The sequence below is a fragment of the Bradyrhizobium sp. SZCCHNR1017 genome (genome assembly GCF_032381375.1).
GTDB lineage: Bacteria > Pseudomonadota > Alphaproteobacteria > Rhizobiales > Xanthobacteraceae > Bradyrhizobium.
This window is the reverse complement of sequence record NZ_JAUHIR010000007.1, coordinates 341,027-353,365: the sequence shown is the minus strand read 5'-3', so window position 1 is coordinate 353,365 and position 12,339 is coordinate 341,027. Positions and strand designations below refer to the sequence as shown.

Annotated in this window: 11 protein-coding genes; 2 read left to right on the top strand and 9 right to left on the bottom strand. The window is 64.2% G+C overall.

Annotation, left to right across the window (positions count from 1 at the left end; all coding sequences use genetic code 11):
* From QW863_RS19720 to QW863_RS19680, 9 genes are all read right to left on the bottom strand, one after another.
* Positions 1 to 980: NF038122 family metalloprotease (locus tag QW863_RS19720; RefSeq protein WP_315768298.1), on the bottom strand; the 980-nt coding region annotated here is incomplete at its 3' end.
* Positions 981 to 1,250: 270 nt separating this feature from the next.
* Positions 1,251 to 3,359, bottom strand: coding sequence for a TIGR04372 family glycosyltransferase (locus QW863_RS19715; protein ID WP_315768296.1), 2,109 nt, complete (start codon positions 3,357 to 3,359; stop codon positions 1,251 to 1,253).
* Positions 3,356 to 4,423 carry a glycosyltransferase family A protein gene (locus QW863_RS19710; protein ID WP_315768294.1) on the bottom strand — a complete coding sequence of 356 codons (1,068 nt, stop codon included), beginning with the start codon at positions 4,421 to 4,423 and terminating at the stop codon, positions 3,356 to 3,358. Before QW863_RS19710 ends, QW863_RS19715 begins: the two co-directional genes overlap by 4 nt.
* Positions 4,424 to 4,465: 42 nt before the next feature.
* Positions 4,466 to 5,215 (bottom strand): ABC transporter ATP-binding protein, encoded by a 750-nt coding sequence (locus QW863_RS19705; RefSeq protein WP_315712834.1) that lies wholly within the window; start codon positions 5,213 to 5,215, stop codon positions 4,466 to 4,468.
* Between the two features lie 32 nt (positions 5,216 to 5,247).
* On the bottom strand, positions 5,248 to 6,090 hold the full coding sequence (locus tag QW863_RS19700; RefSeq protein WP_315712833.1) for an ABC transporter permease: 843 nt from the start codon (positions 6,088 to 6,090) through the stop codon (positions 5,248 to 5,250).
* Positions 6,091 to 6,235: 145 nt separating this feature from the next.
* Positions 6,236 to 7,501 carry a class I SAM-dependent methyltransferase gene (locus QW863_RS19695; protein ID WP_315753257.1) on the bottom strand — a complete coding sequence of 422 codons (1,266 nt, stop codon included), beginning with the start codon at positions 7,499 to 7,501 and terminating at the stop codon, positions 6,236 to 6,238.
* Positions 7,502 to 7,570: 69 nt separating this feature from the next.
* Positions 7,571 to 8,311: an SDR family oxidoreductase gene (locus QW863_RS19690; RefSeq protein ID WP_315712830.1), complete on the bottom strand. Its 741-nt coding sequence runs from the start codon at positions 8,309 to 8,311 to the stop codon at positions 7,571 to 7,573.
* The gene (locus tag QW863_RS19685; protein WP_315768292.1) at positions 8,308 to 8,844 is read right to left on the bottom strand and encodes a WbuC family cupin fold metalloprotein; all 537 of its coding nucleotides are present in this window, start codon (positions 8,842 to 8,844) and stop codon (positions 8,308 to 8,310) included. The genes QW863_RS19690 and QW863_RS19685 overlap by 4 nt, the downstream gene beginning before the upstream one ends.
* Entirely contained in the window at positions 8,841 to 10,049 is a 1,209-nt protein-coding gene (locus QW863_RS19680) for a class I SAM-dependent methyltransferase (RefSeq protein ID WP_315768290.1), read from the bottom strand. The genes QW863_RS19685 and QW863_RS19680 overlap by 4 nt, the downstream gene beginning before the upstream one ends.
* Before the next feature lie 242 nt (positions 10,050 to 10,291).
* Here QW863_RS19680 and QW863_RS19675 point away from each other — a divergent pair, with 242 nt between their 5' ends.
* Both QW863_RS19675 and QW863_RS19670 read left to right on the top strand, forming a co-directional pair.
* Positions 10,292 to 11,233, top strand: coding sequence for a hypothetical protein (locus QW863_RS19675; RefSeq protein ID WP_315768288.1), 942 nt, complete (start codon positions 10,292 to 10,294; stop codon positions 11,231 to 11,233).
* 302 nt (positions 11,234 to 11,535) lie between these two features.
* Positions 11,536 to 11,835 (top strand): hypothetical protein, encoded by a 300-nt coding sequence (locus tag QW863_RS19670; RefSeq protein ID WP_315768286.1) that lies wholly within the window; start codon positions 11,536 to 11,538, stop codon positions 11,833 to 11,835.
* Positions 11,836 to 12,339: the final 504 nt, after the last annotated feature.

Sequence of the window (12,339 nt, the reverse complement as noted above, 5' to 3'; positions counted from 1 at the left end):
ACCCCTATCGGAACCCAGCCGCCCACGTTGCCGGCGACGATTGGCGAGCCGCCGTATTTGAGCTCGGGCCCAGTGCTACCTCCACTCGGTATGAAGTAGTAGTTGAGACCCACCTGTGCCAGAGCCGTGGAGCCGTTCGCCTCGATCGTCACCGGCGTTGCGGAAACGAGATGGAAGCCGAGCGCTTCCATCTGCTTGAGATCCACGGCCGTCAGCGTCTGCAGCGTGCTGTAGGTGTAGAATTCGTTGAACGGATCGTTGCCGCCCTGCACGCCGCTGTTCAGGAAGTCGCTGGGGTCCGAGGACTGGCCGTAATCCGCGAGCTTCGTATAGCCGCCGTCGACCGAGAAATACGCGGTCCCCGCCGTCGCGCCGCCGGTCATCAGCCGGACGCCCGGGCTGGAGAAGCGGAACAGGTCGAACACGTCCGGCTGCGGCCCGTAGGGCACGCGGCCGAACGCGTGCGTCAATTCGTGCAGCGCCACGCCGACCAGCAGGTTTGAATTGATGTCAGTCGCGAAGGTCGCGCTGCCGTCGTCCGTGGTTGCATCGTTGGCGCCGAGGCCGCCCCACAGCTTCAGCTGCGAATTCCACACCGCGACGTAGGACTGTCCCTGGATGCTGGATCCCGCCGGCAGGGCATTGAAGGTGGTATCGCCTGGGCTGGCATAGTTGATCAGGTTGGACCTGACGCTCGAATAGCTCATCCACTGGCCGCCGTCAGGACCGGCCGCCGCGCCGCCGCCGACGCCGCTATAGTCGATCTTGATGTTGACGGTGATATGATCCGAGATCATCGAGGTGAGGATCGCGGCGGCCTGCTGAATGCCGGCGCGAAAGCTTGCCGGTGCATTCATCGCCGCCGTGTCGAACAGCAGATTGATTGTCAGTCCGCCGGCGCTCACCGCGGTGACCGCGCCGATCCCGCCGAAGTCGCCCTGCGCGAGCTGGGCCTGGACCGCCTCGTCGGGCAGCTCCACGGGATTCGACGGCGGAGGGACCCCCGCGTCGTACGGAGGTGAGGTCGTGACCGACTGTAAGGTGGACACTCCGGGCATTGCCTCAGTTCCGGCTAATCGCATGAGCGGCGCATGGCTCGACCGTATCGACGCGCTGCCGAGCCGAATCGCGACCATCCCAAGTTACAGGGCATCGATCTTGCTCGGAGGTTAACGGGAGCCCCGAAGCACTGGAAAACGACCCGCGATGGCCGTCGCGGGCGTTGATCGAACCGAGGCCGGGTTACGCGTTCAGTGCAGCAGCTCGGGCAGACGGTCCAGGAACGCGGGGACCGGTAGCGCAGCACCAAAATTGTAGGGGTTGCTGCTGAGCGCTGCGCGATAGCGATCGAGCTGCGGGCCTCCCTCACCCAGGGATATGCCGGTTCCGTCCAGGCAATCGAGCTTGTAGCGGACGGCTGCCGTGATGTCCTGTGCGGTATTGGGGTGGATTTCGAGCCCGTGACGGGCCAGCACGGCGGTGTCGATCAGCAGCGCCTGCAGCGGCTGGCGGTAGGTCTCTCGCAGCGAGAGGTAGCGCCGTCCACGCCGGTCATAGACCGGCCGCACGGTGAAGTCGGTGCGGTCATGCCAGAACTGGCAGTCGTTGGAGATGCAGTTGACCAGCAGCATCGGCGTTCCCAGCGCCTGCACGGCCGTGGTCAGGCCCGATGTCGTGCCGACGAACAGACGAGCTGCGGCGCAGAGATAGAGGTCCATCTCCGCCGATTTGATGTCGCTGTGCGCGTAGTCGAACACGCCGGCCATGCCGCGCAGCGGCGTCATGCTGCGATCGCCGAGCCTGACCACGGCGCCGCCGCGTGAGGTGATCGCGGCGATGGCGTCCAGGTAGTCGCCGACATTGGCGGAGCGATGCTGGCGCGTGGTGCCGGGTCCGTCGCCATGATAGCCGCCCTCGCGGATGTGCATCGCGACGAACCAGTCCGCGGTGACACCTGCGGCGCGCAACCTGGCAGCCCCGGTGTCCATCAGCTCCGATGGGACCTTCACGATCGGCAGCCGCCGCTGTTCGGCCCAGGCGACCTGCGCGCGCGACGCCGCGTGGGCCCATGGCTCGGCCAGGCCGTCCTGGCCGCGGACGGCGATGAACTGGTCGCCGACCAGCCGCTGATAGGGCAGCAGGTCGTCGACGAGAGCGGGGTCCTCGACGATCGTGACATGCGGCGCGAACAGCCTGAGGAACGGTTGGTTGACCACCTTGCTCGCCGGAGCAAGCAGGACGTAGTTGGCGCGCGGCAGCATGCCGAGCGCGGCCATGCGCAAATGGCAGTCGATGAAGCCGATGTGGCCGATCAGCGTCACCCATTCGTAGCCGAGCAGCCGGACCGGGAGCGCGGGATCGAAGATGCTGCTGGCGCCGGCAATCCGATCGATCAGCGCGCCGGGAATCGACCATTTGGCCGCTAAGGCGTCCTGATGGTCGAGCGCGGCCTGATAGCAGCGGAACGTGTCGTCGTAACGGCCCTGGTGATAGAAGTTCTCGCCGAGCTGGATCAGATTGTCATAGATCAGGAGCTCGCCGGCATGCTCCAGCTCCCAGGCGCTCGGCGTGTAGGTCGACGGATCGTAGCCGCCGGCATAGTTCTGGTGCGCCATCACCGAGCGGGGATCGCGTGCGACCGACGCCTCGAAGCAAGCGGCGGCCTGGACGTGGTCGCCGGCCAGGGCGTGGACGGCGCCGAGCTTGCGCAGCGCGTTGCCGTCGCCGGAGGCCGCAGCCGCCGTCAGGAAATGGGCCGCGACCGGCAGATTGCCGCGATACATGTGGGCGACGCCGACCGCGAAATTGATCGCGAAGCTGTCGATCGTCTCCGGCCGTGGCACGTCGCGCACGATCCGGTCATAGGCGCTGCACAGCGCCAGCGTGGTGAAATAGGCCTGCGCGCCCATACCGGCCCGCGCGCGCACGTTGCTGCGGAAGATCAGGTTCAAGATCCGCACCGCACGCAGCGCACTCGGCTTGCGGCTTGCGGCCAGATGAACCTGCGCGGCGGCGGCCAACGTGGTCGAGGTCGTCAGCGCCAGCAAACGGCCGAGGCGCGATCCCCTTGCCAGTTGCCGGTCCATCAGCCGGAGCAGCGTCGCCCCGGCCGGCGCAACGATGAGCCTGCTGTCGACGATGTTCGCGGCGCGAGTGGTCAGCGGCAGCAATTGCCGGCGCCGCGCGCTCAGGAACGCGTAGAGACGAAATGCGGAGGCCGTCAGCCACGTCCGCGGCGACCAGCGGCTGCGCGGCGCCTGCGGCGATGGTTGCGCCGTCGGCGTCGCGCGGATCGGCGCAGGCGCCGCCTTCGCGCCGAGGCGGCGCCGGAGAGAGCCGAAGGGGGCGCGGACCGTCATGACGCGCGATAGCCGGGCGTGGCGGACAAGATCGCGCGCCGGGTGGCGGTCTGGGCGAGCAGGCGAGACAGCGACATCGGCCGCGTCCGCAAGGTGATCCAAGCGAGCGCAGCAAGGCGGCCGCTTGCGCCGAGGCTCAACATCAGCCGAAGCAGGTACGTATCGAGCGCATTGCCGTCGAGCAAGGCGGATACGCGCGCTGCCTTGGCCGACGCTGCCGTATCGCCGCCCAGTACCATCCGCGCGGCGCCGAAGCGATTGCGCCGGGCGAACACATCCTCATACCCCTTTGGGAACAGCCTGCTTTGCGCAATCAGCGCGCCGATCTCCGCGAGCTTGGCGTTGAGCGAAGCCGGATCGGTTGCGGTCGCCGTCGAATAGTTCTGGCCGTGAATCCGCCAGTAGCCGAGCGCCTCGGCGATGAAGCAGCAGCCATAGGTCAATGCCAGCCGCCGGGCGAGAAACGCGTCCGAGAACGAGCCGAGCTTGACGTCGAATCCGCCGAGCGCCTGCAAGGCCGTGCGGCGGTAGAGCGAGGTGGTGCCCGAAAAGTAGTTGTCGCCAAAGCGCAGCGCGTGGCGAACGTCGGCCGGCGCCAGCATCGCCGATGCGGAAGCCGGCAGCATCACCGGCCGCAGCATCCGTTTTGCGGACGGTCCCTGAGGGCCGATGATCTCGCAGCAGGCGAAGACGAAGCCGGCTTCGGGATGGGTGGCCGCCTGCGCCATCGCCTTTTCGAGATAGGCCGGATGCAGCGCATCGTCGGCCCCGAGAAAACCGATCCATTCGGTGTCCGCGATCGCCAGCGCCTCGTTCTGACCGCGCACGACACCCTGGTTGGTCTCGTGGCGGATCAGTCGCCAGCTCGGCCGTTCCGCCACGAAGCGTGAAATGACCGCGATGCTGTCATCCGTCGAGCAGTCGTCGATGATGATGACGCGGTCGGGGGCGCGGGTTTGGTTCGCGATGCTGCCGAGCGACTCGGGCAGGTAGTGGGCGTGGTTGAAGTTCGGGACGACCAGCGTAACGGTCGGGGAGGCAGCGCGGGCGGGCGTCGTGGTCATGGTTCAGCGAGCTTCCTGCCGCATGCTGTCGAGCCCGGCCGCTCAAACCTTGGGCAGCTCTTTCAGAACGTCGTCCAGGGCGCCGAAGGCCCGCACGCGGCCGCCATCGAGATAGAGCCCGAGATTGCAGGTGTCGCGCAGCAGGCCATGATCATGGGTGGCGAGCACGACGATTCCCGAGCGCATCGTGATGTCCTGCAGCCGGCCGTGAGTCTTCTTGCGGAACTGCGCGTCGCCGACCGCGATCCACTCGTCCATCAGGATGATGTCGCCGTGAATCGAGGCTGCGATCGAGAACACGAGACGCAGCAGCATGCCCGAGGAATAGGTCCGGATCGGCAGCTCCAGATAGTCGCCGAGCTCGGCAAATTCGGCGATCTCGGGCACGCGCTGCTCGATCTCCTCGGGCGAGAGCCCGAGGATGAGGCCGCGGGTGCGAATGTTCTCGTAGCCCGAGGCCTCTTCGTCCATGCCGAGACCGATGTCGAACATCGGAACGTTACGCCCTACGGTCCGCAGCGAGCCGCGCGTCGGCTCGTAGATGCCGGCGAGCACGCGGATCAGCGTGGTCTTGCCGGCGCCGTTGTGGCCGATCAGGCCGAGCCGGTCGCCCTGCTTCAGGGTGAAGCTGATGTCATCGAGCGCCTGGACGAACTGGAACGAGCCGTCGCTCTTCGAGACCCGGCCGCCGACGCGCGAGGCCGCCTTGATGGCCAGATGCCGGAATGATCGTGCGTTCGGCGGCGCGACCGGAAATTCGATGCCGATTTGCTTGGCTTCAATGAGAGTCATTCGAGGCGGATCCAGAGCTCCCGGCCATGATGTCAGGCCCAATACACGACGCGCGACCGATAGCGCGTGTAGATATAGATCATGGCGGCGGTCAGGACCGCGACCGATCCAATGGCACCGGCCCAGGTCGCAAGGCCGGGAACGTCGCCCATCAGCGGACCGCGCGTGACCGACAAGAGATAGGCGATCGGATTGAGCGTGACGATGAGCTCGCCGCCGCGGATACTCGACGGTTCCCAGATGATCGGAGAGATGAAGAACAGGAGCTGCAGCACCGCCGCCATGACGGGCGGCACGTCGCGATAGCGCACGCAGATCATCGAGACGATCACCGAGGCGCTGACGACGAAGACGTAGACGATCATCAGGCCGAGGATGGCGAGGACCATTCCGAACCCGACCGACCATGGATAGACGAGCCAGATGAACGGGATCACCGCGATGTTGTGCAGGAAGATGATCAGGTTGCGCTGAACCATGCGCATGACATGGATCAGGATCGGCATGTCGACGGCTTTGATCATGCCGCCTGCATTGATCATCGTATAGCAGGCCTCGCTGAGCGAGGACGAGATGAAGCTCCAGATGGTCATGCTGACCATGAAGTGGGGCAGGTAGGTCTTCATGTCGGCGCCGAGGAAGCGGCCGGCCACCGTGCCCATGATCAGGGCGGTGATCGCGTTGGTGGCCGTGATCCACCACGGGCCCAGCATGGTGCGGCGGTATTTCGATCGGATGTCACCGGCAGCGAGCGCGCGCCAGGTGACGTGACGGGTGATGAAAGGCGCGATGTCCTCGCGGCAGCGCGCCCAGGAGATGCGACGCCGATCCGCAACCACGAACCGCTCGACCTGTCCATCGGTCAGGGTGGTCATCCTTGTACCTCGCGAGAGCCGTAAGTGTTTGTCTTACCAGCTGAATGCGGTTGGACCCCCGCCACGCCGGCGGCCCATCGCCGGGGCTTGCTGGACCATGTTACGAGGGCACTGTCAACCGGTCAGCTCAGGCCGCCGCCGCGGCTCAGATCGCGACCGAGCCCGAGGCGTCGACGATCCGCGGCTCCGGCAGCGGCACCAGGAATCGACCGCCTGCGTCCAGGTAGGCCTGGTTGCGCTTCAGGATCGGGTCCGCATAGATCCAGGCGAGGACGACGACGATGTCGGGCTTTCGCGTCGCGAGCTCGCTGGAGGGCAGCACGGGGATGTGGGCGCCCGGGCTGAAGCGGCCGTGCTTGAGCTGGTTGTCGTCGACGATGAACTTGATCCGGTTCTCCAGCTCGAAATGGTAGAGCAGGGTGGTGGTGGTGGTCGAGGCGCCGTAGGCCGCGACCAGCTTGCCCGCGGCGATGGCCTCGTCGAGAGTAGCGAGCACCCGGCGCTTGCAGTTCTCGATGGCGACGAACCAGTCACGGTAGATCTGCGGCTTGGTGACGCCGCGCCGTTCCTCCTCGGCGATCAGCGTCGACAGCTCCGCCGAGCGCGGGCGCTTGCCGGTCGATTTCGGCTGCGCAAAGGCGCGGATCGAGCCGCCCTTGGTGCCGGTGCGTTCGACGTGGAACAGCGTCATGTCGTGCCGGTTCAGGAAGGTCTCGAGCGGGATCAGCGCGTGATGCGAGACGTGCTCGTGGTAGATCGTGTCGAACACCATGTTGTCGATCATGTCGACGATGTAGGAGACCTCGAACACGAAGGCGCCGTCGTCGGCGAGCAGGAGGCGGATGCCCTTCACGACGTCGGACATGTTGTCGATATGCGCAAACACGTTGTTGGCGCAGAACAGCTTGGCTTCGCCCTGCTCCGACTTGATGCGGGCCGCCAGCGCGCTGGTGAAGAAATCCGGGATCGTCGGCACGCCTTCCTTGGTGGCGGTCGCCGCGATGTCGCGGGCGGGGTCGATGCCCTGCACGCGCATGCCCTCGTTCTTGAACGCCTTGAGCAGCGAGCCGTCATTGCTGCCCATCTCGGCGACCAGGCTGCCCTTGGGGATGGCGAGCGAGGACACCACCGATTGCGCATAGCGCTTGAAATGCTCGACGAGGCCGAGCGAGACCGAGGTGCGGTAGGTGTAGTCGCGGAACAGGATGTCGGGATCGACGACGTCGAGATTCTGCAGATGGCCGCAGTCGAGGCAAAGATAGCAGTCGAGCGGGTAGAGGTCCTGCTTCTCGCCCAGCCGGTCCGCCGTCACGAACGCGTCGCCGATCGCCGAAGGCCTGATCGGCAGCACGTGATCGAGCGAGGTCGAGCCGCAAAGGCGGCAATCGGTCTTGTGCTTGACGTGCTGCATGAGGTGTCGATCCTGGGTTGGCGATCCCGCAGGCGGGACGGTCGGCCGAAGAGGAATTTGCGGCGGGTTTTACAGGCCGGCGAAGCTCTTGGCGACCTCTTCTTGCCAGACTGTGGACACTCCGCCATCCAGAAACAGGCTCTGCCCGTTGATGAACGAAGCGCGCGGGCTGCAGAGGAAGTCGAGGGCGTCGGCGCATTCCTCGGCCGTCCCGAGCCGGCCCAGCGGGACCAGCTTGCGGTAGGTCTCCATCAGCTTCTCGTTCTGCTCATAGAAGATGCGCGATTCGCGCTTCAGATAGGTCAGGGGCATGATCGCGTTGACGCGGATGCCGCGCCGGCCGAGCGTCGCGGCGTAATGCCGGACCATGGCGTTGAGGCCGCCCTTCACGACATGGTAGCCGACCGGCTGCGAACTGCCGACGAATTCGGCATAGACCGAGCTGACCACGCCGATGGCGCGGTCGCCATCGTCAGCGAAATGGCCGGAAAAGCCCTCGATCAGGTCGCGCGAGGCGGTCAGGCCGACCTGGATTTCCCCGGCCCAGGGATCGCCCTGGCCGCGAAAGCGCTGGCTCAGGACGAGGTAGCGGACCGGGCCGTTGGCCTCGGCGATCTCACCCCAGAGCCCGGCAAAGCTCTCGCTGCGCTCGAGATCGGCGGAAAAATGCTTCAAGCCGGGCTGATCGGGAAAATCGGCCGGGCGCTGCCGCGACACGACGCTGACGGCGCAGCCGCGCGCCAGGAAGCGTTCGACGACCACGCGGCCGAGGCCGCGGGTGCCGCCGACCACGACGGCATGGCTGGTCATGCGGCAACGCCCTGCCGTGCGGCGACACGCCGGACGAGATCGGCCTGATAGGCCTCGGCCCCGGCGGTGTCGCTGTCCTCGGGCGCGAAGTCGGCGAACACGCTGGCGCCGGGGCGGAACGGGCCGTTGGTGATCTCGTGCACGATCAGCAGGTCGCTGCGGATGATCAGGGTGTGAAAGAATGCATTCGACATGCGATAGTAGAAGGGGCGCGCACCGCCCGGCGGCCCCAATTCGACGACACGCTCGATCTGGCCGTCATCGTCGAACACCACGATATCGACCTGGCCCTCGATGATGTGGAACGCCTCGCTCTTGCCCGGGTGCTTGTGCGGACGGATGTAGGAGCTGGAATCGATCGCGATGATCATTTCATGCAGGCTGTCATCGCCGTCCGGATGGGCGTTGATGCGGGCCCGCCGCTTCGGGCTGGCCTTCACCGCGGCCTTCAGGGTGTTGATCTCGGCCGCGCCCACCGATGAAATGGGGCCCTCGGCCAGGAATACCTCGGGGGATTTCTGGACGAGCGTCATGCGTGATCCCTCATGATCGAATTGTCGAGCGCGGCGTAGATCGAGCGGAATTCCACGCCCCTGGCAGCGAGCGGCGCGAGCTTTTCACGCACCTTGCCCTCGATATGCGGCGCGATCGCAAACAGGCAGAGCCTGATCCGCTCGTCATCCAGCAGCCGCTGGGAGCCTACCACAGGTGTACGGAAGCCGGGGGGGAAAAAGCCTGTCTTGTCCGCATCATCGTCGACGGCCACCGCGATCAGGTCGGCCAAGCCGAAGGCGTTGACGAACATGATGGCGTGATGGCCGATGCCGAACAACGCGATCCGGTCGCGGTCGGGACCGGCCAGGGCCGCGAGCTTCGCGCGAAGGGCTTCCCGGGTTGACGTAAAGTCGTCCCGATAGGCTTCGAACATACGAGAGGGGCCACGCGCCGGACTGGCCGGTACTGGGGCGTCGGCGGCTTCGAGAACAAGCGCCAGGGCGTCTTCGAGGACGCCGGGATAGCGCAGCAGCGCCCGAGCCCGGAAGCCACTCAACTCTGCGAGACGCCGAAACGTTTCCTCGACAAAATAGCAGCTGTGCTCCTCCCAGAGAAAGCAATAGTCACGAGCGGCAAGAAACTTGCTGCTGTCGGGAACCTCAACAACCAGCAGGCCGTCGGGATTGAGCAGGCGCTTCAGGGCCTGCAGCGCGGCGACCGGTTCCGGTGTGTGCTCGACGATGTAGCGGCAGGACACGATGTCGAAAGTGCCAAGCTGCGCCGCCCTTGCTACGAGATGCGGCTCATTCAGGCTGGCCTGCCAGGTCTCCAGATAAGGGTAGCGGCCAGCGGCCGAGCCGGACTCGAGTTCGAGAGCGTGCGAAACAAGCCCCCGCGCGGCAAGCCGCGACAGCAAAGGCCGCTCGAACGGGCCAGTACCGATTGCGCTTTGTGCGTCCGGTCGCAACGAGAACAAGCTCTCCACCAGCGCGTCAAGATGACCTTCAGGCTCGCGATAGCGAATCCAGGGCACCTCGGGCCTCAATAGATGGGGCGGGGGGACCTCACCGAGCTGGACGAGCTGGCAGACGTCACACTCGACGATAGTGAGATCAATGTCAGTGCCGGGGCCGGGAGACCGGCTGAATTGATTGCAGATGGGTATAGATCCCAGCGCCAGCGTCGGCTCTGTCATCGTCTGTCCGCAGAGCCGGCATGTCGGAGCAGGTGGAGGTCTGACCATCTCGGCATCCGTGCTAGAATCGCGAATCATTGCCAATTCGCTGGCCCAACGACGCGCGAGCACTATTCTCCGTGTCGAAGGGAATTCGACGGTGACAGTGGCGATAGCTGAGCACTGCAGGCTGGCGTCCAGAGCGCTTCGCTGGTATTCATCTTCGCCGAGCGACAGGGCACTCTTTACCTGCGGTCCGATTCTTGCACAAGCGTCTATACACCGCCCTTTGATTCGAGGAGATAGTGTCCGTGGGTATGAACTTAAATGGCCCGATCTATTTGCAGCGCAAGGGCTTTTTGACGTCAGAACGAAACAAGATACTCGATATTGGCCCCCAGAATGTTCTGTTTGTCCGAGAAGAACAGCTCAGGGAATTCATTCAGCGCCAAGGCGGCGCAACGGTGTCGGAAGCGACAGTCGAAGCCGAGCTCAAACGCCTCGTCTACTTCTCGACTCCGCGCCCCGGCGAACGGACAACGCTCTTCTCGGAGATCACCGACCTGACCAACATCGAGTACAATTCGGTCGACGTCTGTCCGGGGCTCAAGACGACGATTCTGGACCTAAACTTCGACCCGGTGCCGAGCGAGATGCTCAGCCACTATCATGTCATCTTCAACTTCGGAACGACAGAGCATATTCTCAATCAGTGGAATTGCTTCGAGTTCATGCACGACGCCTTGGAGGTCGGTGGCGTCATCTATCATCAGCTGCCTGCCAGCGGCTATCTCGATCACGGCTATTATTGCTACACGCCGCTGTTCTTCCGCGAGATGGCTCAGGCCAACGACTATGTCATCGAGCAGATGGCGGTGACGCCGGCAGGTGAAAGCAAGATCGATTCGCTCAATATCCCGTCCATGGGCGGTGATTCGCTTCTCAGTGAAAGCGCACCTCTGGGCCAGAATAACCGCGTGCCAGCGCTGAACATTCATGCCGTGCTGCGCAAGACGTCGGACGCGCCGTTCCGTGCTTCACTTGAAATCGCTACGGCTCACTCCGAGGTCGCCACGGCGATGCTGGAGCGCTACAAGGGCGGGGCTCGTGGCGCCTCGTTCTCCAAGCTGCGCCTGAACGAACTGCTCGCTGCAGAGCGCGAGTTGGTAGCCCTCAAGCGATCTCGCTCATGGCAAGTTACGCAGCCGCTCCGCGATGCAGCCGATCTAGTGCGCCGCGCGCGAGGAAAATAGCCTTGCGCTTGCGTCCGCCGTAATCTGTGACCGCACCCTGCTCGACCTCTGCGTTGGTGCTGGTTAGGCTCGGGACGAGCCCCTCGCGACTCTAAGCAAGTTTACAAGTACGCAATATGCAACAGTGGGCGAAGAATACCGCGCGAACCGTCGGGGCAGACTTGACCAACTTGAAGGTGAGGGCATGTGCCTGCCGAATAATTGTGCGCCAGCAGATGGAAGCAGCTTTGCGAGATGTTCGGCTGAACCGACGAAGGCATGATCCTTCTTGTTCCGGTGACAGGTAGTTGGGGGGCAACTGCATGAGTGACGAAGACGAACTACTGCGGCGCATGCTCTCGACGGCCCGCTCGGCGGCTCGCACCATTTGCGTGTGTGTTATAGTTTTCTCGGTGCTTTCGGCGCTTGGCGCAGGACTTCTGAAATCTTCGGTGGCAGCGGGGGTCGCCTTTGTTTTGGGCGCGGTCGGGCTTGGCCGGTTCACGCTCGAAAGGCTCGCGGTGTGGTCCGTTGTTCTGTTGATTATCCACTGGACAGGCCTATTGCCTCTCAAAGAATGGATCCAGTCGATCATCGCGATCATCAATCGAGGATTGAGCTAAAGCGGCGCACGTATCCGCCCGGCCCTTCATTGCTTGGCGTTGATAGGAGCTTGATCGAGCAAGGAAGGGAAAGGCGGAACTGGAGCTTTGGACATGACAACGGGATCCGAACGAAGCGAGATACATAGAACAGGACCAACTGTGCCGCCTCTGCGCATTCTTAGCCAGGTCTGAAGCTTCTTGTTGGGGGAGGGGGGGTGCAACTAAGGGCTGTGGACGACTATTCTGCTACTTTCCCTAAGGCCCGCGTCGTGCTGTGATGGCAGCCGCCATACATCGCCGAGCTGGACGCAAACGATGACCAACTTCGCCGTGTCGCATTGTGGTTATAGGATGGAATCGTGCACTAGCTCGGCAGGTGCGTCAGGCCATATATTGAGCCAGTTTCCACGAGATTTCACCTACGGAGAGAGTGTTTTCGGTCACCTAAGACTGTATCGACTTGGGTTGAGTTTTGAGAACAAGGAGCCGAGCGCCGTTCGCCATCGGTTTGCCTCCGATCTA

Coding starts and splice junctions, on each gene's coding strand:
- QW863_RS19715 (WP_315768296.1), bottom strand. CDS start 3,359: ATGACGGTCCGCGCCCCCTTCGGCTCTCTCCGGCGCCGCCTCGGCGCG.
- QW863_RS19710 (WP_315768294.1), bottom strand. CDS start 4,423: ATGACCACGACGCCCGCCCGCGCTGCCTCCCCGACCGTTACGCTGGTC.
- QW863_RS19705 (WP_315712834.1), bottom strand. CDS start 5,215: ATGACTCTCATTGAAGCCAAGCAAATCGGCATCGAATTTCCGGTCGCG.
- QW863_RS19700 (WP_315712833.1), bottom strand. CDS start 6,090: ATGACCACCCTGACCGATGGACAGGTCGAGCGGTTCGTGGTTGCGGAT.
- QW863_RS19695 (WP_315753257.1), bottom strand. CDS start 7,501: ATGCAGCACGTCAAGCACAAGACCGATTGCCGCCTTTGCGGCTCGACC.
- QW863_RS19690 (WP_315712830.1), bottom strand. CDS start 8,311: ATGACCAGCCATGCCGTCGTGGTCGGCGGCACCCGCGGCCTCGGCCGC.
- QW863_RS19685 (WP_315768292.1), bottom strand. CDS start 8,844: ATGACGCTCGTCCAGAAATCCCCCGAGGTATTCCTGGCCGAGGGCCCC.
- QW863_RS19680 (WP_315768290.1), bottom strand. CDS start 10,049: ATGGTCAGACCTCCACCTGCTCCGACATGCCGGCTCTGCGGACAGACG.
- QW863_RS19670 (WP_315768286.1), top strand. CDS start 11,536: ATGAGTGACGAAGACGAACTACTGCGGCGCATGCTCTCGACGGCCCGC.